At 60.2% G+C, this 24,950-nt stretch carries 19 protein-coding genes and 1 pseudogene; 6 read left to right on the forward strand and 14 right to left on the reverse strand.

The features are described 5' to 3' along the window. Positions 1-424: 424 nt before the first annotated feature. Positions 425-1,812 (forward strand): annotated as a pseudogene (locus tag PSH90_RS05195) (Fic family protein). Here PSH90_RS05195 and PSH90_RS05200 read toward each other — a convergent pair. The 3 genes from PSH90_RS05200 to plsB form a co-directional block, all read right to left on the reverse strand. Further along, complete coding sequence (locus tag PSH90_RS05200) at positions 1,809-2,498, reverse strand: DUF4197 domain-containing protein (protein ID WP_122747638.1); 690 nt, start codon at positions 2,496-2,498, stop codon at positions 1,809-1,811. The pseudogene PSH90_RS05195 and the gene PSH90_RS05200 sit on opposite strands and share 4 nt — an antisense overlap. Before the next feature lie 23 nt (positions 2,499-2,521). After that, positions 2,522-2,920: a YbaY family lipoprotein gene (locus tag PSH90_RS05205; RefSeq protein WP_137215256.1), complete on the reverse strand. Its 399-nt coding sequence runs from the start codon at positions 2,918-2,920 to the stop codon at positions 2,522-2,524. Positions 2,921-3,039: 119 nt separating this feature from the next. Beyond that, positions 3,040-5,541: a glycerol-3-phosphate 1-O-acyltransferase PlsB gene (plsB, locus tag PSH90_RS05210; protein ID WP_122610711.1), complete on the reverse strand. Its 2,502-nt coding sequence runs from the start codon at positions 5,539-5,541 to the stop codon at positions 3,040-3,042. A gap of 236 nt (positions 5,542-5,777) precedes the next feature. On the opposite strand from plsB, the gene PSH90_RS05215 reads away from it, so the two are divergent. Next, on the forward strand, positions 5,778-5,987 hold the full coding sequence (locus PSH90_RS05215) for a cold-shock protein (RefSeq protein WP_016771489.1): 210 nt from the start codon (positions 5,778-5,780) through the stop codon (positions 5,985-5,987). Positions 5,988-6,124: 137 nt separating this feature from the next. Here PSH90_RS05215 and PSH90_RS05220 read toward each other — a convergent pair whose 3' ends face one another. From PSH90_RS05220 to PSH90_RS05235, 4 genes are all read right to left on the reverse strand, one after another. Continuing rightward, positions 6,125-6,502 carry a hypothetical protein gene (locus PSH90_RS05220; protein ID WP_056783189.1) on the reverse strand — a complete coding sequence of 126 codons (378 nt, stop codon included), beginning with the start codon at positions 6,500-6,502 and terminating at the stop codon, positions 6,125-6,127. 75 nt (positions 6,503-6,577) lie between these two features. Next, positions 6,578-7,387, reverse strand: coding sequence for a putative RNA methyltransferase (locus tag PSH90_RS05225; protein ID WP_305382298.1), 810 nt, complete (start codon positions 7,385-7,387; stop codon positions 6,578-6,580). Beyond that, positions 7,387-8,538 carry a succinyl-diaminopimelate desuccinylase gene (gene dapE, locus PSH90_RS05230; protein WP_236168067.1) on the reverse strand — a complete coding sequence of 384 codons (1,152 nt, stop codon included), beginning with the start codon at positions 8,536-8,538 and terminating at the stop codon, positions 7,387-7,389. The genes PSH90_RS05225 and dapE overlap by 1 nt, the downstream gene beginning before the upstream one ends. A gap of 242 nt (positions 8,539-8,780) precedes the next feature. Further along, positions 8,781-11,372, reverse strand: a complete 2,592-nt coding sequence (locus tag PSH90_RS05235) for a glycosyltransferase (RefSeq protein WP_110645889.1) — start codon at positions 11,370-11,372, stop codon at positions 8,781-8,783. A gap of 214 nt (positions 11,373-11,586) precedes the next feature. Here PSH90_RS05235 and tcdA point away from each other — a divergent pair, with 214 nt between their 5' ends. Then, positions 11,587-12,405 carry a tRNA cyclic N6-threonylcarbamoyladenosine(37) synthase TcdA gene (tcdA, locus tag PSH90_RS05240; RefSeq protein WP_039762445.1) on the forward strand — a complete coding sequence of 273 codons (819 nt, stop codon included), beginning with the start codon at positions 11,587-11,589 and terminating at the stop codon, positions 12,403-12,405. Positions 12,406-12,494: 89 nt separating this feature from the next. Here tcdA and PSH90_RS05245 read toward each other — a convergent pair whose 3' ends face one another. The 4 genes from PSH90_RS05245 to PSH90_RS05260 form a co-directional block, all read right to left on the reverse strand. Then, a complete protein-coding gene (locus PSH90_RS05245) occupies positions 12,495-12,899 on the reverse strand; it encodes a SufE family protein (RefSeq protein WP_305382300.1) in 405 nt (134 codons plus the stop codon). Next, complete coding sequence (locus tag PSH90_RS05250; protein ID WP_305382301.1) at positions 12,896-14,101, reverse strand: aminotransferase class V-fold PLP-dependent enzyme; 1,206 nt, start codon at positions 14,099-14,101, stop codon at positions 12,896-12,898. Before PSH90_RS05250 ends, PSH90_RS05245 begins: the two co-directional genes overlap by 4 nt. Positions 14,102-14,232: 131 nt before the next feature. After that, the gene (dapD, locus tag PSH90_RS05255; RefSeq protein ID WP_041478134.1) at positions 14,233-15,267 is read right to left on the reverse strand and encodes a 2,3,4,5-tetrahydropyridine-2,6-dicarboxylate N-succinyltransferase; all 1,035 of its coding nucleotides are present in this window, start codon (positions 15,265-15,267) and stop codon (positions 14,233-14,235) included. 31 nt (positions 15,268-15,298) lie between these two features. Beyond that, the gene (locus tag PSH90_RS05260; RefSeq protein ID WP_050977860.1) at positions 15,299-15,607 is read right to left on the reverse strand and encodes an arsenate reductase; all 309 of its coding nucleotides are present in this window, start codon (positions 15,605-15,607) and stop codon (positions 15,299-15,301) included. A 345-nt stretch (positions 15,608-15,952) separates the two neighbouring features. Here PSH90_RS05260 and PSH90_RS05265 point away from each other — a divergent pair, with 345 nt between their 5' ends. Next, complete coding sequence (locus PSH90_RS05265) at positions 15,953-17,584, forward strand: Na+/H+ antiporter (RefSeq protein ID WP_305382303.1); 1,632 nt, start codon at positions 15,953-15,955, stop codon at positions 17,582-17,584. A 45-nt stretch (positions 17,585-17,629) separates the two neighbouring features. On the opposite strand, the gene dapC is transcribed toward PSH90_RS05265, so the two are convergent. The 3 genes from dapC to map form a co-directional block, all read right to left on the reverse strand. Next, entirely contained in the window at positions 17,630-18,829 is a 1,200-nt protein-coding gene (dapC, locus tag PSH90_RS05270) for a succinyldiaminopimelate transaminase (RefSeq protein WP_305382305.1), read from the reverse strand. 222 nt (positions 18,830-19,051) lie between these two features. After that, positions 19,052-21,754, reverse strand: coding sequence for a [protein-PII] uridylyltransferase (locus PSH90_RS05275; protein WP_016771478.1), 2,703 nt, complete (start codon positions 21,752-21,754; stop codon positions 19,052-19,054). Between the two features lie 40 nt (positions 21,755-21,794). Next, on the reverse strand, positions 21,795-22,577 hold the full coding sequence (gene map, locus PSH90_RS05280; RefSeq protein WP_024011828.1) for a type I methionyl aminopeptidase: 783 nt from the start codon (positions 22,575-22,577) through the stop codon (positions 21,795-21,797). A gap of 373 nt (positions 22,578-22,950) precedes the next feature. Between map and rpsB the strand changes: the two genes are divergently transcribed. Together rpsB and tsf are read left to right on the forward strand one after the other, a co-directional pair. Then, on the forward strand, positions 22,951-23,688 hold the full coding sequence (gene rpsB / locus PSH90_RS05285; RefSeq protein WP_003222119.1) for a 30S ribosomal protein S2: 738 nt from the start codon (positions 22,951-22,953) through the stop codon (positions 23,686-23,688). Positions 23,689-23,879: 191 nt separating this feature from the next. Continuing rightward, positions 23,880-24,743, forward strand: coding sequence for a translation elongation factor Ts (tsf, locus tag PSH90_RS05290; protein WP_095180487.1), 864 nt, complete (start codon positions 23,880-23,882; stop codon positions 24,741-24,743). Positions 24,744-24,950 lie beyond the last annotated feature (207 nt).

A 24,950-nucleotide genomic window follows, 5' to 3' on the forward strand; every position in this document is an offset into this window, starting at 1 on the left:
GCTCCTGCGTTCGGCCCTCGCAGGCTCGGGTTCCTTCGCTGCGGGATCGATCCGGGCGCAGCGGCTCCGGTTTGCTTCGCTGCACCTACACTCGCTGTGTACGACTGCGTCGTACGGTCGCTGCGCTCCCACGCCCGGATCAATCCCTCCACTCAGCCTTCCGACGTCGCCGGTGGATCAAGATCAAAAGCGGTACTCGAGCTTGCGCTCATTGTTGAGTGGGGCGGCTTTGCCGCGGGCAGCTGCGCTGCTTTGCTTTTGTGGGAGCGAGCCTGCTCGCGAAGGCGGTCTGACAGCCAATTCATTTCGAATCGCCAATTCACGCTGCCTTCCTACAGCTTTTTCAGAGTCCTCCGATCTTGAGGCGCTGGCCGTCCAATGCTGTACTCCGGGTTCTGCTTTTCCGAGTCCTTGAGTCTGTCTGATGAAGAAACCACCGACATTAGCTGGCAGAACGGATCCTGTTTTCGACCTGTTGGCCCGCTCGCCCCACAAGCAACGACTTGCGGATTATCTGGCGCTGCTCAAGCCGCTCGATGATCAGGGGCGCTATCTGCCATTCGAGGCGTTGCGCTATCGCTGGGCGGCAGGGTTGGACGCGAATCTTTGTTGGTCGTTGGTGAAGAAGGCGCGGGCGGCCCAGTACATTCATTTGTTGCCGTTGGGCGAGCCGGTGCAGTGGGGCAAATACGTGCCAACGCCGTTGGCGCAGAAAACCTTGGCTGTGGTGGATCGTTACGCCAGGCCGCGCTGGATTACATGACCAGTCAGATCGGCGAGCGGGCGCATTTCTCCTGTCTGCTCAATGACCTGATCGAAGACGAAGCCATCGCCAGTAGCCAGTTGGAGGGCGCGGCGACTACCACGCGCGTAGCCAGGGACATGCTCAAGCATCAGCGCCAGCCGCGGACGCCAGATGAGCGCATGGTCATGGGGAATTATCGAATGATGAATTTCGCTTGGGAAAAGCGTTATGAACCTCTGAGCATTGAGCTGATTGCAGAGATCCATCGAGTGGGTGTGGAGGGGATCGATGACGGGCAGTATTCCCCCGGATTGTTCCGGACCAATGATGAGGTGGTTGTTCAGGATGGTTCAGGCAACACCGTGCACCGACCACCTCCTGCTGCAGGATTGGTTGCGCGGTTGGCGAGGCTGTCCGCCTGGATCAACCGGCCCGCTGCCTCGATTCTGGACAAAAATTATCTGCATCCACTGACCAAGGCCGTGACGCTGCATTTCGCCATGGGTTATGAACATCCATTTCGCGACGGTAACGGACGGGTCGCGAGAGCCTTGTTTTACTGGTTCATGTTCAAACATGAGTTCGCGGCGTTTCGCTACATTGCGATCAGTCTGCTGCTGCGCAATGTACCGGTGAAATACGGACGCTCCTACCTGCACACCGAGGCAGATGAGCTGGATCTGACTTATTTCATCGAGTTTCAATGCGCGGTTGTTTTGCGAGCCGTGGTCGGTTTTACATCTGTGTACCGCAAGAGTCTGGCAGACACTCAGGACTTTCAGCGCTGGCTGACGAGCTCTGGCGTAATTGCTCAACTGACGGAACGGCAGCGCGCGGTTTATCAGGTGGCTAAAAGCGGGGAGGCGAAGGAGTTTACGGCGAGCAATGTCGCGGAAAATTTTTCCTGCTCGGGTAGCGAGGCGGCGTCGATTCTGGAAGAGCTGGACCAATTGCAGCTTTTTGAGAGAAGGAAGATGGGGCGGGAGTGGGTGTTTTTTTTACGTAGTTCTTTACGTGGAGGCAAGCATGGGAGCGAATTGAATCGCCCCCATGTTGTAACGACTTAAAGCGTACCAAACACTTTCTTCGCCAGACTCGTCGCCGCAGCGGCCGGGTTCTGGCGGATGGTTTCTTCCTGTTTTCCGATCATTTCGAACAAACCATTGAGTGCCTGTTCAGTAACGTAGCTCTCAACGTTCGCGCTCTTCGCGTCCACCACGCCAAACGCAGCGGCCTGGCCTGCGAAGGAGTTGTACTTCTGCGCGACGCCGACCTTGTCGGTAGCTTGCTTGACGATGGGCAGGAATTTCGCGCGGATCTGTTCGCGGCTGGATTTGTTCAGGTATTGGGTGGCCGAATCATTGCCGCCGCTGAGGATACCTTTGGCGTCGGCCACGCTCATTTTCTTCACTGCATCGACGAGGATTGGCTGGGCCTGGGTCACGGCGGATTCGGCGGCTTTGTTCATCGCGTTTTCCAGTTCTTCGACCTGGGCCCCCATGCCGAAGGCTTTCATCTTGCTCGCGGCTTTGCCGAGTTTGCCCGGCAGTTCGATTTTCACTTCGGGGTTATTGCTGAAGCCGCCCGGGGTGCCGAGTTGTTTCACGGCGATCTGGGCGCCTTGGGTCAGGGCGTCCTTGAGGCCGCCGGTAGCGTCTTGCTGGGACAGGTCGCTGAGCGACAGGGCCAGGGCGTTGGCGGAGATCAGCAAGCCGGCGCAGGCGGCGGCGAAGCGAAGGGTAGGGCGGCGCATGGCGTCTTCCTTTGGCGAGTGGATTAACGAACGGCGTCGACGCGGATTTTCAGCGGCTGCGGGTCGTTGCCGTCGAGTTGCACGGCGTGGTTTTCGGTGGTGATGAACATCAGCTCGCCGTTGACTTCAATGCGTGCGCTGATCGAATAACGATGGCCGGGTTTGACCTGCGCCGGATCGTAGCTCAAATGAAACGGCAGCGGCACCTGGCCTTTGATCGGGCCGTTCTGTTGGTCGAGGACGACGGCCGGTGCATCGGCCAGCGACACATCTTGCAGGCTCACGCTCAGAGTCGCGCTCGGGGGCAAAGCGATGCGTTGCAGGTAGAAGACTTCGCCGTCGAGGCTGGCCTTGCCGGCGGGTGTGGTTGATTGGCAGGCGCTCAGCAGCGTGGCGGCGGCGAGGGTCAGCAGTTTTTTCATGGGTGAATCTCCTTTCAATGTGGGAGCGAGCCTGCTCGCGAAAGCGCTGGGTCAGTCAAACTAAATGTCGACTGACATTCCGTCTTCGCGAGCAGGCTCGCTCCCACAGGGGTAAGGCTTCAAGCCTCAGGCTGTGGCGTGATCTGATCCGCCGCATCTTCACTGCGGTGCAGCGCGACCTGGCGGATCGACAGGCGAATCTCCGCCGGCAACACGCGCTTGGCCGCGCCTTCGGCCAGCTCGCCGAGCAGTTCGTGGTAGCTGAGCTTGCCGGCTTCGTCGCGGCGCAGGACGTCGAGGTCGAGCAGGGTCTGGATGAAGTGGCGGAACAGACTCTTGTCGAAGAACTCCGGCGCATTCAGGCCATGGAGGATCGACAGACGCTGGGCCATCACTGTGCAGAGGTCTTCCAGCTCTTCGGCGCTGATGCTGTTCTGGCCGCTGTTGAGCAGCAAAGATACGGTCATGTAGAACCGCTGCAGGGTCTGCGCGATGCTTTTCGACAGCAGCGTCAGCAGCACGAAATGCCGCGAACTCGGTGCCGGGCGCAGGTAAACGTCTTTCTCGAAACGCAGCAGGCCCTGCTCGACGAACGCTTCCAGCCACTGATCGATCACCGCGTCGAGTTCGTCCAGGCTCCAGCGGATGAACAATTCCGATTGCAGGTACGGATACAGCGCGCGGGTGTAGCGCAGGATCTGCTCGCGGCTCATGCGCGAGGTGCTCTGGAAGAAACTCGCGAGCAACGAGGGCAGGGCGAAGATGTGCAGGACGTTGTTGCGGTAGTAAGTCATCAGGACCGCGTTCTGCTCGTCCAGATACAGAATCTTGCCCAGCGCATCGTTCTGCTCGGCGAGCAGATCCATGTCTTTCACATGCTCGATCAGCGCACGGCCGTCGCCTTCCGGCAAGGTGGTGTGCGGCGAATAAGGGACTTTGCGCAGCAGCGCGAGATACAAGTCAAGCACCCGCGCCATGGCTCGATCATCCAGGGCCAGACGCGTGGTCGACAGCAGGGCCAGCGCTACCAGATTCACTGGATTGATCGCCGCCGCTTCGTTGAGGTGCCGGGCGACTTTCTCGCCGAGGCGGTTGGTGGTTTCGTTGAGCCACGCCGGTTTGAATTGCGGGCCGAGTTCCTGCTGGCGCCAGTCCGGTTGCTCGGCGTCAAGGAATTCCGCCAGTTTGATCGGCTCGCCGAAGTTGACCGCGACCTGACCGAAGCGCTGCTTGAGCGCGCCGATCACTTTGAAAATATCGAAGATCGACTCTTTCTTTTTGCTCGCGCCGCGCAGCTCACCGAGGTAGGTGCGGCCTTCGAGCACGCGCTCGTATCCGATGTACACCGGCACGAACACGATCGGCATCCGCGACGAACGCAGGAAACTGCGCAGGGTGATCGCGAGCATGCCGGTTTTCGGTTGCAGCATGCGCCCGGTGCGCGAGCGCCCGCCCTCGACGAAATACTCCACCGGGAAACCTTTGGTGAACAGCGTGTGCAGGTATTCGTTGAACACCGAGGTGTACAACGGATTGCCCTTGAATGTGCGGCGCATGAAGAACGCACCGCCGCGACGCAGCAGGCTGCCGATCACCGGCATGTTCAGGTTGATCCCGGCGGCGATGTGCGGCGGGGTCAGGCCGTTGCGGAACAGCAGATAGGAAAGCAGCAGGTAATCGATGTGGCTGCGATGGCACGGCACGTAAATCACTTCGTGACCCTGCGCGACGTTCTGCACACCTTCGATGTGATTGACCTTGATGCCGTCGTAGATCTTGTTCCAGAACCAGCTCAGCACCACTTCGAGAAAACGGATCGCGGTGTAGGTGTAGTCCGAAGCAATCTCGTTGCCATAGCGCAGGGCCTGGGCCTTGGCTTTTTCCGGGGAGATTTTTTCGCGCTCGGCTTCGTCGAGGATCGCCTGTTTGACCAGCGGCTGATTGAGCAGGCCTTTGACCAGATTGCGCCGGTGGGAAATGTCCGGGCCGATCACCGCAGCTTTGAGGTTGCGGAAGTGCACGCGCAGGATGCGCTGGGCCATGCGCACGGTGCGCTCATGACCCTTGTTGTGATCGATCAGTTCGCGCAGGTGGATCGGCGCGGAAAACTGCACGCGGGTTTTACGCCCGAGGACGATAATGCTCAGCAGCCGGCGCAGGCGTCCGGTGACTGCCCAGCTGTCGGCGAACAACAGTTTCCACGGACTGTTTTCGCTGTCTGGCGACTGGCCCCAGAACACGCTGACCGGAATGATCTGCGCGTCTTCGGCAGCGTTCTGCGTCAGCGCGCTGACCAGGCGGGTGAGGGTCGGCGGCGCACCGCGTTTGTCCTGGCGGCCGAGCCAGTCCGGGTCCGGCGTCAAATAGAAAAACGCCGCTGGTTCGATGAGTGAACCCACCGACACCGCCAGCACCGGGCGTGGCAGACCGGCCTTGGTGCACTCGGTGTCAACCACCGCCAGATCGGTCAGCGAAGGGTTTTGCAGGACGTAGAACACCGGACGACTGCGGTCGAGGTTAAGAGTGAACGACGACTGATTGATGGTCTCGGAGCGAACCCAGAGATACAACAGGCGGCGCAGGGTGCCAAACACAAGACGGCGGAACGGGGAACGGGTCATACGGCTTCTGCGTGAGTGGATAAAACCGAGCAGGCGCTCGGGGCGGACAGTTTGCCGTATTAGGCGAAAATCGGCAAAAAAGCGCCGAAGTAATCTCCTGTTGAGAGTTTCCGCACCTGTCATATACTCGGCGCTCTGTTGCCGGTGCCCTGTCATGGACGTCGGACGCAGGCTGACGTTCCTCTAAGGCTTTCCTGCGAAAAGCCCGTTCAATAATAAAAAAGGAGTATGAACAGATGGCAACACGCGAAACCGGCAACGTGAAGTGGTTCAACGACGCCAAAGGCTATGGCTTTATCCAGCGCGACGACGGCGTGGACGTGTTCGTGCACTACCGCGCGATACGCGGCGAAGGGCACCGCTCGCTGACCGAAGGTCAACAGGTCGAGTACGCGGTGATCACCGGCGAGAAGGGGTTGCAGGCTGAGGATGTTGTAGGTCTGTAACACAAACCTCCAGAACGCCAAAACCACTGTGGGAGCGAGCCTGCTCGCGAATGCGGTGTATCAGTCACCATTCATATCGACTGACACTGCGCATTCGCGAGCAGGCTCGCTCCCACATGGGCTCTACGTTGCCCTGATTACACGGTCTTCCAGGTGATCTCTTCTTCTCCGTCTTCGCTGATGCGAATCCAGCGATCGGCGGTTTCTTCACCTTCTTCTTCGACCCACGTCCCCGGTGCGCAACGCACTTCGACGTTCAGCGCGGCAAAGGCTGCGCGGGCGCAGGCGATGTCGTCGTCCCAAGGGGTCTGGTCGCTTTCCAGGAACAGGCTGTTCCACTTGCCCACGGCTTTCGGCAGCCAGGTCACCGGCACGTTGCCGGCCTTGCACTTGTACGTCTGGCCTTTCTGCACCCAGTCGCTGCACGGGCCAAGCGCTTGGCCGAGCCAGGCGGCGATGGCCTTGTGGTCGACGTCGGCGTCTTTCAGGTAAATCTCGATGTCCGGTTGGCGCATGGATGTCCTCACTGCGGGTCTGAAAAATCCATTCGCGGATTTAGCCGGCCCCGGGCCTGTGCCCGAGACCAAAAGTTATTGAAGAACGAAATAATCGTAGCGCATCGACACAGTGGTCTCGAACGGCTCGGCCTGTTCGATCACCGCCGCACGACGCTCGGCACTGGCACGCCAGCCGTGAGGCGTCATCGCCAACAGGTTGGCGCGGTCCTCGGGCTTGTCCAGGGTCAGCTTGAATTCCAGGGTTTCGCTGTGCGCCAAAACCATGCCTTCCGGCACCAGGGCCAGGTGCTTGTCGTCGGTGTACTCGCGCACTTCGTCGTACAGGCGTTCGCGCAATTCCATCAGATGGCCACGGGTCGGGCCGACTTTCATCAGGCCGCCGCCGACGCTGAGCAGACGCTTGGCTTCCTCCCAATCCAACGGACTGAAGACGCTGGCGAGAAACTGGCAACTGCCTGAAGCCAATGGCACGCGGGCCATGCTGGCGATCAACCAGGTGATCGCCGGGTTGCGTTTGCAGGCGCGTTTGACCGCTTCGCGGGAGATGTCCAGCGCGTAGCCATCAGCGTTCGGCAAAGCTTCGGCGATTTGCGCGGTGTAGTAACCCTCGCCGCAACCGATATCGACCCAGCGCGCCGGCGCATAACTCGCCGCGAGTTCAGCCAGACGTTTGGCCACTGGCGCGTAATGCCCGGCGTTGAGGAAATCACGCCGCGCCTCGACCATGGCCTGATTGTCGCCGGGGTCGCGGCTGTTCTTGTGCTGCACCGGCAACAGGTTCAGATAACCCTGACGCGCACGGTCGAACCGATGCCCGGCGGGGCAGACCACGCCGTTCTCTACCGCGTTGAGCGGTTCACTGCAGATCGGGCACGCGAGCATCAGGCGAGCAACTTGATCAGGGTCTGGTAATAAATTTCCGTCAGCACGTCGAGATCGGCTGCCAGCACGCGCTCGTTGACCTGGTGGATGGTCGCGTTGACCGGGCCCAGTTCAACCACTTGCGTGCCCATGGTCGCGATGAAGCGGCCATCGGAGGTGCCGCCGCTGGTCGACGCCTTGGTCTCGCGACCGGTGATGTCCTTGATGCTCGACGATACCGCATCGAGCAGCGCGCCCGGTTCGGTGAGGAACGGCAGGCCGGACAGCGCCCAGTCGATGTGCCAGTCCAGATCGTGCTTGTCGAGAATATCGGCAACGCGTTTCTGCAGGCCTTCGACGGTTGATTCGGTGGAAAAACGGAAGTTGAACACCGCCACCAGATCACCGGGAATCACGTTGGTCGCGCCGGTGCCGGAATTGACGTTGGAAATCTGGAAACTGGTCGGCGGGAAGAAGTCGTTACCGTGGTCCCAGTGCTCGGCGGCCAGCTCGGCCAGCGCCGGAGCGGCGAGGTGAATCGGGTTTTTCGCCAGATGCGGGTAGGCCACGTGGCCCTGCACGCCTTTGACCGTGAGCTTGGCACCGAGGGAGCCGCGACGGCCGTTTTTCACCACGTCGCCGACCAGGGTGGTGCTCGACGGCTCGCCAACGATGCACCAGTCCAGACGCTCCTTGCGCGCGACCAGACGTTCGACCACAGCCTTGGTGCCGTGATGCGCCGGGCCTTCTTCGTCGCTGGTGATCAGGAACGCAACCTTGCCTTTATGGTTCGGGTAATCGGCGACAAAGCGTTCAGCGGCGACGGTCATCGACGCCAGACTGCCTTTCATGTCTGCCGCGCCACGGCCGCAGAGCATGCCATGTTCGTCGATCACGGCATTGAACGGATCGATCTGCCATGCGGTAACCGGACCGGTCGGTACCACGTCGGTGTGGCCGGCGAAGCACAGCACCGGGCCGTCGTTGTTGCCGTGAGTCGCCCAGAAGTTATCCACATCTTCGATGCGCATCGGCTCCAGGGTGAAACCGGCATCGCCCAGGCGCTGCATCATCTGCTTCTGGCAGTCGGCATCGACCGGGGTCACGGAAGGACGGCGGATCAGGTCGATGGCCAGTTGAAGGGTCGGCGATAGGTCGGCGTGGGCCGTCATGGAAAACTCCGGGATCATGGGGTGTGAGCTTGGGCTTCTAATGTGGGAGCGAGCCTGCTCGCGAAAGCGGTCTACCAGGCACCTTAAAGGTTGAATGTTACAACGCCTTCGCGAGCAGGCTCGCTCCCACAAGGGACAGGGGTGGTCAGTCAGACCGGTTATCACGCCAAGCCCCGCAAAATGGCGGTTATCTTAAAGCAAAACGGCGACCATTGGCCGCCGTTTAGTGCTGCGTTGCGGATTTAGACGACCGGTGCCGGCTCAGCCTTGGCCGCTGGTTTGGGCAGCGACGACAGGAACGCCATGATCAGCGCCGCCAGGTACGGCAGCGACTGCACCAGTAGCATGGTTACCCAGAAGCGCATGTCATTGCTCGGAATGCCCTGCACGAGGAAAATCCCCAGCGCCGCGCCCCACAGCAACAGCATGATGAACAGCTCCTCGCGAGCCTCGCTGATCGCCACCCAGAAACCGTGGTTGTCAGCGTTTTTCGGCGTGCGGAAGAACGGAATGCTGCTGGTGAAGAAACCGTACAGCACCGCTTTGGCGATGGTGTGCGACAACGCCAGCCCGGCCAGTGCCGCGCAGAACGCATCTTTCAGATTCACGCCGACGGCGCGACGGTAGAGGAAGATGATCTTGCCGACCTTGAACACGAACAGCGCCAGTGGCGGGATCGCGAAAATCAGCAACGGTGGATCGACCCGTTGCGGCACGATGATCATCGCCGCCGACCACAACAGCGCGCCAACGGTGAAGAAGATGTTCATGCCATCGGCAACCCACGGCAGCCAACCGGCGAGGAAGTGATAACGCTGACCGCGAGTCAGTTCGGTGTCCTTGCCGCGCAGCAGGCTGCGGGTGTGGCGCTTGATGATCTGGATCGCGCCATAGGCCCAGCGGAAACGCTGTTTCTTGAAGTCGATGAAGGTATCCGGCATCAGGCCCTTGCCGTAGCTGTCGTGGTAATACGCCGCCGACAGGCCTTTCTCGAATACGCGCAGGCCGAGTTCGGCGTCTTCACAGATGCACCAGTCAGCCCAGCCCAATTCTTCCAGCACCGAGCGGCGGGTCATGGTCATGGTGCCGTGCTGAATGATCGCGTCACGGTCGTTGCGGGTGACCATGCCGATATGGAAGAAGCCTTTGTATTCGGCGTAGCAGAGCTTTTTGAAGGTGCTTTCGTTCTGGTCGCGATAATCCTGCGGCGACTGCACCACGGCGATTTTCGGGTCGGCGAAGTGCGGCACCATGTGCTTGAGCCAGTTCGGGTGCACGCAGTAATCGGAGTCGATCACGGCAATGACTTCGGCGTCCTTGGCGGTGTGCGGGATCAGATAATTCAGCGCGCCGCCCTTGAAACCGGCCAGCGGCGAAACGTGGAAGAACTTGAAGCGCGGGCCGAGGGTTGCGCAGTAATCGCGCACCGGTTCCCACACCGCCGGATCCTTGGTGTTGTTGTCGATGATCAGGACTTCGAAATCCGGATAGTCGAGCGCGGCCAGGGCATCGAGGGTCTGTTTGACCATCTCTGGCGGCTCGTTGTAGCACGGCACGTGGATCGACACTTTCGGCCGGTAGTCGGAATCGCCCAGCACCGGCAGGAATTCCCGACGGCGCTTGTGAATCCACACCGCTTCGGCCAGTTCATGGGCCTCGGTGAGCAGGACGATGAATACCCCGAGCGCACCGAGCGCCAGGAGGAATCCGACCGTGAGGCTGAACCACGTGCTGTATTGCTGGCTGTAGTCGTAACCGATGTACACCAGCACCGAACCGCAGAGGAACGCGATAAACGTCAGGAACGTGCGACCGCGCTGGCGCAGGGCCGAGCCGTCGATCATCAGCAGGGTCAGCGACAGCAGCGCCAGCACCACTGAGCCGATCGCCAGTACGCGCCATTGTGGAATCGCCACCACCGGGCCTTCGAAATTGAATTTCTGCTGACGCGCGGCGTTGAACACGCCCCAGTAGGCGCCGACCGAACCTTCGTCGCTGGCCTTCCACGGTTGGTCAAACGCTTCGATCACGAAGTAGTTGAAGCCTTGGCGATTGAGCTTGTTGACCAGCGTGCGCAGATAAATTGCCTGATCTGCCGGCGATGCATCGGCGCCACCGCGCATGCGACCGTTGCTCGGCCAGCCGACCTCGGACAGCAGCAGCGGTTTTTTCGGAAAGAGTTTTTTCAGATCGCGGGCGCGGTCGAAGACGAACTGGCCGGCCTTGTCCACCGGAATGAATTCCCAGTAGGGCAGGACGTGAGCGGCGATCAAATCCACGTGCTTGGCCAGTTGCGGGTATTTCTCCCAGATGTGCCATTGCTCGGAAGTAGTCACCGGTACTTTGACGGCAGCGCGCACCCGATCCAGCAGAACGATCAAGGCCTCAGGTGTGATTTCTTCACGAAACAGCGCTTCGTTGCCGACCACCACGCGCACGACGCTGCGCGAGGTGTTGGCCAGTTCGATGGCTTTGGTGATTTCCCGTTCGTTGCGTTCCTGGTCCGGGCTGATCCAGATGCCGAGGGTGACACGCAGGCCGAATTCCTCCGCCAGTTTCGGGATGTCTCCCAGCGAACCGTCGACCGAATAGATACGAATGTTGTCGGTCAGCTTGCTCATGATTTCCAGGTCACGGCGCATTTCATCGTCAGACGGATACTGATCCTTCTGTGGGAATTGGCCTTGCTGGAATGGCGAATACGAGAAGCCGGAGATTTGCTGCGGCCAGTTCGGCGCCGTGACCGGGCGATTGACCAGCGCCCAGAAACCGGTGAACAAGGCAGCGATGGCCAGCACCACCACCAGGTTGAGTCCAAATTTACGCGATGACATAGCTGTTTCGGGTTCCAAAGGCTGTGGAACGAAGGATCGGTCGGATAGACGCCCGAGGGGCGCGCATCCTACACCGGCGGTTAACCAGTCGTACAACTGACGGGAAAATGCCTGACATTGGGCAGCCGTCTCTGACTTAAGTTCTTACACTTGTCGCTTGCAGCTTAAAACTTGTCGCTGCGTAGCCCTATAATGCGCGCCGGTTTTTGGGGTAATGGTCATGAGTACAGAAGATCCGCGGTTTGCAGGCATCGCCCGGTTGTATGGCATCGAGGGCCTGGAACGCTTGCGCGCCGCCCATGTGGCGATCGTCGGCGTTGGTGGCGTCGGTTCCTGGGCGGCGGAAGCGATGGCCCGTTGCGGGGTGGGCGAGATCTCGCTGTTCGACCTTGATGACGTCTGCGTCAGTAATGCCAACCGTCAGTTGCACGCCTTGGACAGCACTGTCGGCAAACCCAAGGTCGAGGTGATGGCCGAGCGCCTGCGCGGGATCAACCCCGATTGCACGGTGCACGCCGTGGCCGATTTCGTCACCCGCGACACCATGGCCGAATACATCACGCCGAACATCGACTGCGTGATCGACTGCATCGATGCGGTGAACGCCAAAGCGGCGCTGATCGCCTGGTGCAAACGCCGCAAGATCCAGATCATTACCACCGGCGGCGCGGGCGGGCAGATCGACCCGACGCTGATTCAGGTTTGCGACTTGAACCGCACCTTCAACGATCCGCTGGCCTCGAAAGTCCGTTCGACGTTGCGCCGGGACTACGGCTTCTCCCGCACCGTGACCCGTCACTACAGCGTGCCGTGCGTATTTTCCACCGAACAGCTGCGCTACCCGAAACCGGATGGCAGCATTTGTCTGCAGAAAAGTTTTGTCGGCGACGGCGTGAAGCTCGACTGCGCTGGCGGGTTTGGCGCGGTGATGATGGTCACGGCGACATTTGGCATGGTCGCGGCGACCAAGGCTGTGGACAAGATTGTCGCTGGTGTTCGGCGCCCGGCGGACCGGGTCAAGCCTCAAGCCTGAAGGTATCAATGAGGGCCTCTTCGCGAGCAGGCTCGCTCCCACAGGGAAATGCATTTCCATTGTGGGAGCGAGCCTGCTCGCGAAGGCGATTAGCGCGCCAACTCATTCATCCGCTGGAGCACGGCATTCAAGCCATTACTGCGCGAAGGCGACAGCTGCCGCGACAAGCCCAACTGATTGAACCACTGCGGCAAATCCACCTGCTGCAACTCCACCGCCGACAATCCGTTGACCCGCAACAGCAGCAACGCCACCAACCCGCGAATCATCCGCGCATCGCTGCTCGCCTTGAACTGCCAGTGCCCGTCGCGCAAATCCCCGACCAGCCACACCTGACTCTCACAGCCATGCACCCGGTTGGCCTCGCACTTTTGCGCGTCATCCAGCACCGGCAAGCGATCGCCAAACTGCATCAGCAGCCGCGCGCGCTGTTCCCAGCCCGCCGCATTCTGAAACGTCTGCAGCGCTTCGGCCGCTTCCACCGGCAGGCTCATCGCAACAACTCCAGCGCCTGATCCAGCGCCTCGAAAAAGCGCTCCAGATCTTCCGAATCGTTATACAGCGCCAGCGACACGCGAATCGCGCCAGCCAGTTCGAAGCTTTTCATCAGCGGCATGGCGCAGTGATGCCCCGCGCGTACGGCAATGCCTTGTTCGGTGAGCAGATGCGCCAGATCAGCGTTGTGCACGCCTTCGACGACAAAACTGGCCAGCGCCAGTTGCGGCTTGCCGAGCAAGCGAATGCCATTGCGGGCGGCGAGGCCGCGCAACAGATAGTCGTGCAGTGCCGCTTCATGGGCAGATACGGCGTCCTGATCCAAACCGGCCAAGTAGTCGAGGGTCGCTCCGAGGCCGATGACACTGGCGATTGGCGGTGTGCCAGCCTCGAACCCTAACGGCGCCGGGCGGAAGCGCGAATCCTGATAGTTGGCGTCCAGCACCATCTCGCCGCCGAACTGCCATGGCTGCAATTGCTCCAGCGCAGCGTTGCGTCCGAACAGCACGCCCAGTCCCTCAGGGCCGTAGAGTTTGTGGCTGGAAAACACATAGAAGTCGCAACCCAGCGCCTGCACATCATGCCGGCCGTGCACCACGCCTTGCGCGCCATCGACTACCGTCAGCGCGTTCTGCGCCTTGGCCATGCCGAGCAAAGCGGTCAGCGGTTGCCAGGCACCAAGGACGTTGGACAGCTGACTGACTGCCAGCAAACGCGTGCGCGGGCCGATCAGATGCACGGCAGCGGCGAGGTCGATCAGGCCGTCGGCATCCAGCGGCAGGATCACCAGTTTCAGGTTGCGGCGTTGCGCCAGTTGCTGCCACGGCAACAGGTTGGCGTGATGCTCCAGAGCGCTGATGACAATCTCATCGCCCGGCTCGAACAAATTTTCAAGACCGTAAGCCAGCAGATTCAAGGCACTGGTGGCGCCGTGCGTGAAAATTATCTGCCCGCTGTCACCGGCATTCAGCCACTGGCCAACCTTGCGCCGGCTGTCTTCGAACGCTTGTGTCGCGTGGGCACCGGGCAGGTGTTGCGCACGATGCACATTGGCCGCGCCGTTGGCGTAGTAATGCGTCAGTGCGTCGAGCAGGGCCTGGGGTTTTTGCGTGGTGGCGGCGTTGTCCAGATAGGTCTGGTCTTGCCGTTGCAGCGCGGCGATGGCCGGGAAATCGGCGCGCCAAGGGGAGGGGATCATCATGGGTTCAGCCCTGTGAAATTGGGCGGGATGTACGCCAAACCTTGTGGGAGCGAGCCTGCTCGCGACAGCGTCCTTGAGGACGCCAGAAGCTTCGCGAGCAGGCTCGCTCCCACAGGAGGTCGATGTGCTGCTTAGTTGTGAGCGTGCAGCGCTTCGTTCAGTTCGATCGCCGATTTGTGGGTCTTGCATTCCACAGCACCGGTTTCCGAATTACGACGGAACAGCAGATCAGTCTGACCAGCCAGCTCGCGCGCCTTCACAACCTTGACCAGATTGTTGTTTTCGTCGAGCAGCGCAACCTTGGTGCCAGCGGTCACGTACAGGCCCGACTCCACAGTGTTGCGGTCGCCCAACGGAATACCGATACCGGCGTTGGCGCCGATCAGGCAGCCTTCACCGACCTTGATCACGATGTTGCCGCCGCCCGACAGGGTACCCATGGTCGAGCAACCGCCGCCCAGGTCCGAACCCTTGCCGACGAATACGCCAGCGGAAACGCGGCCTTCGATCATGCCCGGGCCTTCGGTGCCGGCGTTGAAGTTGATGAAGCCTTCGTGCATGACGGTGGTGCCTTCGCCGACGTAAGCGCCCAGACGCAGACGTGCAGCATCAGCGATACGCACGCCGGCCGGTACCACGTAGTCGGTCATCTTCGGGAACTTGTCCACGGAGAACACTTCCAGCAGTTCGCCGCGCAGACGCGCTTCGAGTTGCATTTCCGCCAGTTCGCTCAGGTCGATCGCGCCCTGGCTGGTCCACGCCACGTTCGGCAGCAGCGGGAAGATACCGGCGAGGCTGACGCCGTGCGGCTTGACCAGACGGTGCGAGAGCAGATGCAGCTTGAGGTAGGCCTCAGGCGTGGAGGTCAGTTGCGCGTCTTCGGCCAGCAGCGTGGCAACCAACGGCTTGTGGCTTTCAGCCAGGCGAGTCAGCAGCTTGCCTTGCACAGCGTCGATGCCTTTCACGGCTTCAGCCAGTTGCGCGGCCTGGGCGGTGGTGAAGGTGATGGCCTGGTTGCCTTCGGTGTAACCGAGGATCGGCGCGACCGCTGCGACCAGTTCGGCCGAAGGATTGAGCAGTGGCTGTGCGTAGAACACTTCCAGCCATGCGCCTTGACGGTTCTGGGTGCCGACACCAAAGGCGATGCTGAACAGGGAATTGGACATGTGAATACCTCTACAAAGAGTGACGGGCTGCTTACTTCAGAGCGGCCGCGTAGATATCTGGCTTGAAGCCAATCAGGGTTCGGTCACCGAGATCGAGCACCGGGCGCTTGATCATCGAGGGTTGCGCGAGCATCAGTTCGATGGCTTTCGCCTGGTCGAGATCGGCTTTGCGTTCGTCGTCGAGTTTGCGAAAGGTCGTGCCGGCGCGGTTCAGCACGGTTTGCCAGCCGTGCTCGTCGCACCATTGGGTCAGGTGCTCACGGTCAATGCCGGCGGTCTTGTAATCGTGAAAGTCATAGCTGACAGCGTGTTCATCGAGCCAGGTGCGCGCCTTTTTCATGGTGTCGCAGGCTTTGATGCCGAAAAGGTGCAACGTTTTACTTGAAACGGCCAAGGAATCGCCCCCTTTACAGGTGCTGGAAAAAAATGGTGACGGATTATGCCATGACCGGACGGTTTCGTCGGCCACGGTTGTCGTAACGCTGTAAAACCTGTGGGAGCGAGCCTGCTCGCGAAGAGGCCACATCAATCAATATCTCTGTGTGCTGAACGACCGCTTTCGCGAGCAGGCTCGCTCCCACAAGGGTGTCGCTTGCGGTCGTGCGACATAGGTGCAACGGTCAGCCACAGCCTAAGGCGCTAATATGGCAGTTCAACGCTGTCGATCGCCTGAGATTTTGGTTTTATGCAAACTGCTTACACCGTCCTGATCCTGCTGATGCTGGTCAGCGTCTCGCGCTTGGTCGGGCGGGTTATCCCGCTGCCATTGCCGCTGGTGCAAATCGCCGCCGGTGCCTTGCTCGCCTGGCCGACCCTGGGGCTGCACGTCGCCCTCGACCCGGAATTGTTCCTGTTTCTGTTCCTGCCGCCGTTGTTGTTTTCCGATGGCTGGCGCATGCCCAAACGCGCCTTCTGGCAATTGCGCGGACCGATCCTGACCCTGGCCGTCGGCCTTGTTCTGTTCACCGTGGTCGGTGCCGGCTATTTCATTCATTGGCTGTTGCCGACGATTCCGCTGCCGGTGGCCTTCGCCCTTGCAGCGGTTTTGTCACCGACAGACGCCGTAGCGGTTTCAGCGATTTCGCAGAACCGTCTCCCCACGCCGCTGATGCACATCCTTCAGGGCGAGGCGCTGATGAATGACGCCTCAGGCCTGGTGACCTTCAAATTCGCCCTCGCTGCAGCGGTCACGGGCGTGTTCTCGTTGACCAATGCCAGTCTGACCTTCGTCGCGGTGGCGCTCGGTGGCCTGGCTGTGGGTGTAGCGTTGAGCTGGCTGGTCGGGCGCCTGCGCGCGTGGATGATCGCCCGGGGCTGGGACGATCCGGCCACTCACGTGGTGTTCATGTTGCTGCTGCCGTTCGCCGCTTACGTACTGGCTGAACGTCTGGGCGCTTCGGGCATTCTCTCGGCGGTGGCAGCGGGGATGATGCAAAGCTGGCTCGACCTGCTGCCGCGCCAGACCAGCACGCGGCTGCTCAACCGCAGCGTCTGGGCGCTGCTCGAATTTGCGTTCAATGGCTTGATCTTCCTGCTGCTTGGCCTGCAATTGCCAGACATCATCAAGGCCGTGATCAGCCATGAGCCGACGCTGTGGCCAACGCTGTTCTATCGCTGCCTCGATGTGCTGGCGATTTTCGTCGCGCTGGTGCTGCTGCGGTTCATCTGGGTGCAGAGCATCTGGCGCTTGTCGGTGTTGCTGCGCCGAGTGCGCGGCAAGGGCGAGCTGACCCAAGTGCCGACGGCGCGTTCATGCTGGTTGCTGACGGTGGGTGGTGTGCGCGGGGCGGTGACGCTGGCGGGCGTGATGTCGGTGCCGATGCTGATCGGCGCCGAGGCTTTTCCTGAGCGCGACTTGCTGATTTTCATTGCTGCCGGGGTGATTCTGCTGTCGCTGATCTCGGCCTGTATCGCGCTGCCCTTGCTGCTGCGCGGCATCGACAAAAGTCCCGACGACAAGCGTCGTCAGGAAGTGCGCGACGCCTGGCGCAAGACGGCCGAAGCGGCGATTCACTCGCTGGAAACCGAAGAAGTCGTCCCACAGGATGCCGCTCAAGCAGCGCTGGCGGCGGAGCTCAAGGCGCGGATCATGTCCGAATATCGCCATCAACTTGATGTGTTCAATGATTCTGCCGAGGCTCAGGCGCTGGCATTCCAGATGGATCTGCTTGAGCGTCGCCTGCGTTTGAAAGCGCTGCGCGCGCAGCGTCTTGAACTTTACAGTCTGAGTCGTCAGCACCAGATCGGTGATGACGTGTTGCGAGAAGTGCTCGGCGAACTGGATTTGAGCGAGGCCAATCTGGGCCAGGTCAAATAGCCGGTTGAGCGCTTGCAGCAGGGGGCTGCCGCAAGCGCTCCGTGATCACTTCTGGCGGGTGATGAAGTCACGAATCCGTTCGGCGGCTTCGACGCATTCCGCCAGCGGCGCAACCAGTGCCATACGCACACGGCCGGCGCCAGGATTGACGCCATCGACATCGCGAGACAGATACGAGCCCGGCACCACGGTCACGTGTTCCTGCTCGAACAGATCGCGGCAGAACGCCGCATCATCGCCCTGCACGTTCGGCCACAGATAGAAGCTGCCGTCCGGGCGCTGCACGTCCATCACCGGGCTGAGGATGTTCAGCACCGCATCGAACTTCTCGCGATACAGCGCACGGTTGGCGCGCACATGCACTTCGTCATTCCACGCGGCAACGCTGGCCAGTTGAGTCTGCACCGGCATCGCGCAGCCGTGGTAAGTGCGATAGAGCAGGAAGCCTTTGAGGATGTCGGCATCGCCGGCAACGAAGCCTGAACGCAGGCCCGGCAGGTTGGAGCGCTTGGACAGGCTATGAAAGACCACGCAGCGCTTGAAGTCATTGCGGCCGAGTTCGACGCAAGCACTCAGCAGGCCCGGCGGCGGGGTTTGCTCGTCGAAGTACAGTTCGCTGTAGCACTCGTCGGCGGCAATCACGAAGTCGTACTGATCGGCGAGGGCGATCAACTTCTTCAAGGTCTCGACCGGAATCAGCGCGCCGGTCGGGTTGCCCGGCGAGCACAGGAACAGGATCTGGCAGCGCTGCCAGATGTCTGGCGCTACTGCGTCGAAGTCCGGGTTGAAGCCGTTTTCATCCAGGCATGGCAGGTAATGCGGCTTGGCCCCGGCGAGGAACGCCGCGCCTTCGTAGATCTGATAGAACGGGTTGGGGCTGACCACCAGCGCATCGTCACCACGATTGACCACGGTCTGGGTAAAGGCGAACAGCGCTTCACGGGTGCCGTTGACCGGCAGCACATTGCGCGCCGGATCGATCCAGCCGTTCGGCACACCAAAACGACGCTCGCACCAGCCAGCGATGGCTTCGCGCAGGGCCGGGATACCGAGGGTGGTCGGGTACACCGCCATCTGATCCAGATTGTTCGCCAGCGCTTCGGCGACAAAGCTCGGCGAACGGTGTTTCGGCTCGCCGATCGACAGGGCGATCGGGCGTTTGTCCGGGTTCGGGGTCACGGTGCCAAGCAGGGCGCGGAGCTTTTCGAACGGGTACGGCTGGAGCTGGTTCAGAGCGTTGTTCATGGGGGCCTCTTTTAAATGCTCAAGAGCTTTCTGTGGCGAGGGGATTTATCCCCGTTGGGCTGCGCAGCGGCCCCAAAACCATTCGCTGCGGTTCAACTGAATGTCCGCATACACAGGTTTTACGACTGCTCCACAGCCGAACGGGGATAAATCCCCTCGCCACAGGGGATTGTATGTACCGGAGGAAAGCATGGGCTGCATTCACAGGGATAAACGGGTGATTCAGATACTGATCCGCGAAAGTTTGATATCCGGTTCCTGATTGACGCTCAGCTGTTCGACGATCGCATCCTGCAAACGGCTGCATAGCAGCGGATCGGACAGCGGCTGGTTATGCGCGTCGGTGATGAAGAACACGTCTTCCACGCGCTCGCCCAGGGTCGCAATCTTGGCGTTCTGCAGCGACAGGTCGAACTCGAGGAAGATCCCCCCGACCCGCGCCAGCAGGCCCGGCCGGTCAGGCGCCGTCAGTTCCAGCACGGTCACCGGACGCTGGGCGTCGTTGTGAATGGTCACTTGCGGCGCAAAGGCGAAGTGTTTGAGCTGACGCGGCACCCGGCGCTGGATGATTGTCGGGTAGTCGTCCGGGTTGCGCAGGGCTTCGGTGAGGCCTTCACGGATCTGCTTGATCCGCGCCGGGTTGTCGCCGATCGATTCGCCTTCGTTGTCGAGCACGATGTAGGTGTCGAGGGTGAACTGGCTGCTCGAGGTGATGACCCGGGCATCGTGAATGTTCAGGTTGAGCTGGTCCATCGCCGCCACGGTCACGGCGAAGAAGTCGTGCTGGTCCGGTGCATAAATGAAGATCTGCGTGCCGCCCTCGAACTCGCGCTGGGTGGTTTCCTTGATCAGCACCAGAGGCCCGCCATCGACCGGTTGCTGCAGGATCGCATCGCTGTGCCAGGCGACGTCGCCGGCGGTGTGGCGCAGGAAATAGTCATCGCCCAATTGCGCCCACAGCTGCTCGACGTCGTCCGGGTCGGTGCCGCCGCGCACCAGAATGTCCAGCGCGGCGCTCTGCGTCTGGCGGATCTGCTCTTCGCGATCCACCGGATTTTCCAGACCCCGGCGCAGGGCTCGTTTGGTCTCCGTATAGAGCTGGCGCAGCAGACTGGCGCGCCATGAGTTCCACAGCGTCGGGTTGGTCGCGTTGATATCGGCCACGGTCAGCACGTAGAGGTAGTCGAGGCGCGTTTCGTCGCCGACCGCCTGGGCGAAATCGTGGATCACCTGCGGGTCGGACAGATCCTTGCGCTGCGCAGTGGTGGACATCACCAGGTGGTTCTGCACCAGCCAGACGATCAGGCGGCTGTCCCACACCGGCAACTGATGGCGCTGGCAGAACGCCTCGGCATCGACCGCGCCAATCTCCGAGTGATCGCCATGCCGGCCCTTGCCGATGTCGTGATACAGACCGGCCATGTAGATCAGCTCAGGTTTGGGCAGCTTGGCCATGAGCTTGGCGGCCAGCGGAAATTTCTCCGAGACCTGGGTGTACTGCAGTTTGCGCAGGTGCTTGATCAGGTTCAGCGTGTGCGCATCGACCGTATAGATGTGGAACAGGTCGTGCTGCATCTGCCCGACGATAAAACCGAACTCCGGCAGATAACGGCCGAGAATGCCGTAACGGTTCATCCGCCGCAGATTGCGGTGGATACCGATCTTGCACTTGAACAGCTCGATGAACAGGCTGGTGTTGCGGATATCGTTACGGAAGTTGTCGTCGATCAGATGACGATGTTCGCGCAGCAGACGAATGGTGTCGGCGCGCACGCCTTTGATTTCCGGCTGCTGGGCCATCAGCACGAAAATTTCCAGCATGGCGAACGGCGTGCGGCGGAACACATTGTCATTGCGCGCCTCGATGTAGCCGTCATGCAGCTGGAAGCGTGAATTGATCGGTTGCGGCGGTGCCTCGTCTTCCGGAGCGAGGATGACTTCCTCGAAGTGCTGGATGATCAGATCGCTCAGTTGGGCGATGCTCATCACGGTGCGGAAGTACTGCTGCATGAAGTTTTCGACCGCCTGTTTGGCGTCGTCTCCTTCAAAGCCAAGCAGGCCGGCAATGGTGCGTTGATGATCGAACAGCAAGCGGTCTTCGGAACGGCCGGCGAGCATGTGCAGCGCGTAGCGCACTTTCCACAGAAACTCCTGGGAGGAGGCGAGCAGGGCATTTTCGCTTTCGACCAGAAAACCTTCGCCGGCGAGGGCGCGCAGGTTCAGGGTGCCGTACTGTCTGCGGGCGACCCAGAGGATTGTCTGAATATCGCGCAGGCCGCCGGGCGAGCCTTTGACGTTCGGTTCGAGGTTGTATTCGGTGTCGTTGTATTTGTGATGACGAGCCTTCTGCTCGGCTCGCTTGGCCAGGAAGAACTCCTTGGCCGGCCACATGTGCGCGGTGCTGGTGACGTCGAGCATGCGCTGGCGCAAACGCTCGGGGCCGCAGATGGTGCGGCTTTCCATCAGGTTGGTGACCACGGTCAGGTCGGCGCGGGCCTCTTCGGCACACTCATCGACCGAGCGCACGCTCTGGCCGACTTCCAGGCCGATGTCCCACAGAAGCGTAAGAAAACGCTCGATGGAATCGCGGAAAACTTCGTGGTCGGCACTGTCGAGCAGGATCAGCAGATCAATGTCGGAATAGGGATGCAGCTCGCCGCGGCCGTAGCCGCCTACCGCCACCAGGGCGATGTCGGCGTCTTCGCTCCAGTTGAACTGCTCCCAGGCCTTTTGCAGGATGTTGTCGACAAACCAGGCGCGGTCTTCGATCAGCCGGCGGATGTCGCGGCCATTGCGAAAACGCGTGTCAAGGACCTCGCGAGCCTGGCGGATCGCCTTCTTGAACGCCGCGATGGGACTCGCTTTGAGGGCCAGTTCAGCCTGGAACTGGCCGCGGTCGAAGAGTTCGGGATCCACCTGCGGCATCGATTGGCTTTCCTTCTATAGGCTGGGAGCGTTCTGGGTGTCAGGCCGAGATACGCGGGATGGTGTCATCGCTGCGCAAAGTGAAAATCTCGTAGCCGGTGTCGGTGACCAGCAGGGTGTGCTCCCACTGGGCCGAAAGCTTGCGGTCCTTGGTGATCGCGGTCCAGCCGTCGCCCAGTACCTTGGTGTCGGCCTTGCCCTGGTTGATCATCGGCTCGATGGTGAAGGTCATGCCGGCCTTCAGTTCCATGCCAGTGCCGGCGCGACCGTAGTGCAGGATCTGCGGTTCTTCGTGGAAGACCTTGCCGATGCCGTGGCCGCAGAACTCGCGCACCACTGAGAAACCGTTCTTTTCCGCGTGCTTCTGGATTACTTCGCCGATGTCGCCGAGGCGGCAGCCGGGCTTGACGATCTCGATCGCCTTGTACATGCATTCCTGGGTGACCTGCGACAGGCGCTCGGCCCAGACCGGTACCTCGCCGACGTGGAACATGCGGCTGGTATCGCCGTGGTAGCCGTCCTTGATCACCGTGACGTCGATGTTCAGGGTGTCGCCGTTTTTCAGCGGTTTGTCGTTCGGGATGCCGTGGCAGACCACATGGTTGATCGAAGTGCAGATCGACTTCGGGTAGCCCTTGTAGTTGAGCGGGGCAGGGATGGCCTGCTGCACGTTGACGATGTAGTCATGGCAGATCTGGTTGAGCTGATCAGTGGTCACGCCCGGTTTGACATGTTCGGCAATCATTTCCAGCACATCGGCGGCCAGTTTGCCGGCGACACGCATGCCAGCGATGTCCTCGGGGGTTTTGAGGTTGACGGTCATACAGGCTCTCTCTGCGCTCGGCGGCGCTTACGGATACGAATTGGGTGGCAAGCGGACATTTTGCGACCCTGAAAAACGCGATTCTACCAGACGGGAGGCGCAAATCCGCGCCTGCATGTCCAGCTTCTATCTATACAATGGTGCCCATCGAGCCGATTCCAAGGGGGCTGCGCCCATGTCACTGGTGCGAATACAGATTCCGGGTTCCGTTTCTGCGCACCCTGTGGTATAAAATGCGCCGCTTTCCGGGGATGCCCCGAAAAGCTTAAATCCACACACGTGTCGACACGATGACCTGGGTGCCTTGGGCTTTATGCCTCTGGTTGGTCATTGGGATACGTGGAGGCCAAACCCGACTTATCAAGGAACTATCATGTCCCAAGTCAACATGCGCGATATGCTGAAGGCCGGTGTGCACTTCGGTCACCAAACCCGTTACTGGAATCCGAAAATGGGTAAGTACATTTTCGGCGCGCGTAACAAGATTCACATCATCAACCTTGAAAAAACCCTGCCAATGTTCAACGAAGCTCTGACTTTCGTAGAGCGTCTGGCCCAGGGCAAAAACAAGATTCTGTTCGTCGGCACCAAGCGTTCCGCTGGCAAGATCGTTGCTGAAGAAGCAGCACGTTGCGGTTCGCCGTACGTCGATCACCGCTGGTTGGGCGGCATGCTGACCAACTTCAAGACCATTCGTGCTTCCATCAAGCGTCTGCGTGACCTTGAAGTTCAAGCCGAAGACGGTACTTTCGCCAAGCTGACCAAGAAAGAAGCGCTGATGCGCTCCCGTGATCTTGAGAAGCTGGATCGTTCGCTGGGCGGCATCAAGGACATGGGCGGTCTGCCAGACGCACTGTTCGTGATCGACGTTGACCACGAGCGCATCGCGATCACCGAAGCCAACAAGCTGGGCATCCCGGTCATCGGCGTTGTCGATACCAACAGCAGCCCGGAAGGCGTTGACTACATCATCCCAGGCAACGATGACGCCATCCGCGCTATCCAGCTGTACATGGGTTCGATGGCTGACGCAGTTATCCGCGGTCGCAACAACGTTGCTGGCGGTACTGTTGAATTCGCAGCTGAAGAAACTCAGGCTGCAGCTGAGTAATCGACGCCCCTGGCGTTGACTCAGTAAGCAAAAAGGGGGCTTGGCCCCCTTTTTGCCACCTCGAAAACCATTTGTCGGCGCCCACGTCTGTATTTGTCATGTGCGGCAGCCAACATGGGTGGTTCGGGAAGAATTGAACGCCCGTTCGATCGGGTGGAATGGTTGAAAACCTATCCAAGAGGAATTTGAAAATGGCAGCAATTACTGCAGCGTTGGTCAAAGAACTGCGCGAGCGTACCGGCGAAGGCATGATGGATTGCAAGAAAGCCCTGGAAAAGGCTGACGGCGACATCGAAAAAGCCATTGATGACATGCGTGCTTCGGGCGCCATCAAGGCTGCGAAAAAAGCTGGCAACGTTGCCGCTGAAGGCGCAATCGCCATCAAATCGAATGACAAGGCAGCCGTGCTGCTGGAAGTCAACTCGCAGACCGACTTCCTGGCCCTGCAAGACGATTTCAAGAACTTCGTTGCTGCCAGCGTAGAAAAAGCTTTCGACGAAAAACTGACCGACGCAGCTCCGCTGATCGCCGCTCAGGAAACGGCTCGTGAAGCGCTGGTTGCCAAAGTCGGCGAGAACGTCAACATCCGTCGTCTGGTACGCGTAGAAGGTGACGTTGTCGGCACCTACCTGCACGGTAACAAGATCGGTGTTGCTGTTGTCCTGAAAGGCGGTGACGTCGAGCTGGCCAAAGACATCGCTATGCACGTTGCTGCAAGCAACCCTGAGTTCCTGCTGCCTTCGCAAGTCTCCGACGAAGCGATCGAGCGTGAGAAAGCTGTGTTCCTGCAGCTGAACGAAGAAAAGATCAAAGGCAAGCCAGAAAACATTGTTGAGAACATGGTCAAAGGCCGTATCAGCAAGTTCCTGGCAGAAGCGAGCCTGGTCGAGCAGGCGTTCGTCAAGAACCCTGAAGTCAAGGTTGGCGAGCTGGCCAAGAAAGCCGGCGCTGAAATCGTTTCCTTCACTTACTTCAAAGTAGGCGAAGGCATCGAGAAGCCGGTCGACAACTTCGCTGAAGAAGTTGCTGCCCAGCTGGCTGCCGCCAAGCAATAAGACGGTTTTTCAACTGTCGCCCGAAAGAGGCTGCCCGCTAACGCGCGCAGCCTCTTTTCAGATGGGGTACCAATTTTTTATTTGGTTTCCACCCGGAACTGACTTACAAAGCCATGTTCCGATGGCGCTGCAGCAGCGCCAAGCTAGAGTGAACGCCAGCTGTAAACAGCTCGCAAAGAATTTTAAATACGCCGCAGGAGAGATTCG

Source organism: Pseudomonas sp. FP1762 (assembly GCF_030687105.1).
GTDB lineage: Bacteria > Pseudomonadota > Gammaproteobacteria > Pseudomonadales > Pseudomonadaceae > Aquipseudomonas > Aquipseudomonas siliginis.

Excerpts from the sequence above, each read along its gene's own strand:
- PSH90_RS05245 (WP_305382300.1), bottom strand. The coding sequence starts at position 12,899 with ATGAGCCTGCCGGTGGAAGCGGCCGAAGCGCTGCAGACGTTTCAGAAT.
- tcdA (WP_039762445.1), top strand. The coding sequence starts at position 11,587 with ATGGTCATGAGTACAGAAGATCCGCGGTTTGCAGGCATCGCCCGGTTG.
- PSH90_RS05250 (WP_305382301.1), bottom strand. The coding sequence starts at position 14,101 with ATGATGATCCCCTCCCCTTGGCGCGCCGATTTCCCGGCCATCGCCGCG.
- rpsB (WP_003222119.1), top strand. The coding sequence starts at position 22,951 with ATGTCCCAAGTCAACATGCGCGATATGCTGAAGGCCGGTGTGCACTTC.
- dapE (WP_236168067.1), bottom strand. The coding sequence starts at position 8,538 with ATGACGGCCCACGCCGACCTATCGCCGACCCTTCAACTGGCCATCGAC.
- PSH90_RS05275 (WP_016771478.1), bottom strand. The coding sequence starts at position 21,754 with ATGCCGCAGGTGGATCCCGAACTCTTCGACCGCGGCCAGTTCCAGGCT.
- PSH90_RS05215 (WP_016771489.1), top strand. The coding sequence starts at position 5,778 with ATGGCAACACGCGAAACCGGCAACGTGAAGTGGTTCAACGACGCCAAA.
- plsB (WP_122610711.1), bottom strand. The coding sequence starts at position 5,541 with ATGACCCGTTCCCCGTTCCGCCGTCTTGTGTTTGGCACCCTGCGCCGC.
- PSH90_RS05200 (WP_122747638.1), bottom strand. The coding sequence starts at position 2,498 with ATGCGCCGCCCTACCCTTCGCTTCGCCGCCGCCTGCGCCGGCTTGCTG.
- PSH90_RS05205 (WP_137215256.1), bottom strand. The coding sequence starts at position 2,920 with ATGAAAAAACTGCTGACCCTCGCCGCCGCCACGCTGCTGAGCGCCTGC.
- tsf (WP_095180487.1), top strand. The coding sequence starts at position 23,880 with ATGGCAGCAATTACTGCAGCGTTGGTCAAAGAACTGCGCGAGCGTACC.
- map (WP_024011828.1), bottom strand. The coding sequence starts at position 22,577 with ATGACCGTCAACCTCAAAACCCCCGAGGACATCGCTGGCATGCGTGTC.
- PSH90_RS05220 (WP_056783189.1), bottom strand. The coding sequence starts at position 6,502 with ATGCGCCAACCGGACATCGAGATTTACCTGAAAGACGCCGACGTCGAC.
- PSH90_RS05225 (WP_305382298.1), bottom strand. The coding sequence starts at position 7,387 with ATGCTCGCGTGCCCGATCTGCAGTGAACCGCTCAACGCGGTAGAGAAC.
- dapC (WP_305382305.1), bottom strand. The coding sequence starts at position 18,829 with ATGAACAACGCTCTGAACCAGCTCCAGCCGTACCCGTTCGAAAAGCTC.
- PSH90_RS05235 (WP_110645889.1), bottom strand. The coding sequence starts at position 11,372 with ATGTCATCGCGTAAATTTGGACTCAACCTGGTGGTGGTGCTGGCCATC.
- PSH90_RS05260 (WP_050977860.1), bottom strand. The coding sequence starts at position 15,607 with ATGAAAAAGGCGCGCACCTGGCTCGATGAACACGCTGTCAGCTATGAC.
- PSH90_RS05265 (WP_305382303.1), top strand. The coding sequence starts at position 15,953 with ATGCAAACTGCTTACACCGTCCTGATCCTGCTGATGCTGGTCAGCGTC.
- dapD (WP_041478134.1), bottom strand. The coding sequence starts at position 15,267 with ATGTCCAATTCCCTGTTCAGCATCGCCTTTGGTGTCGGCACCCAGAAC.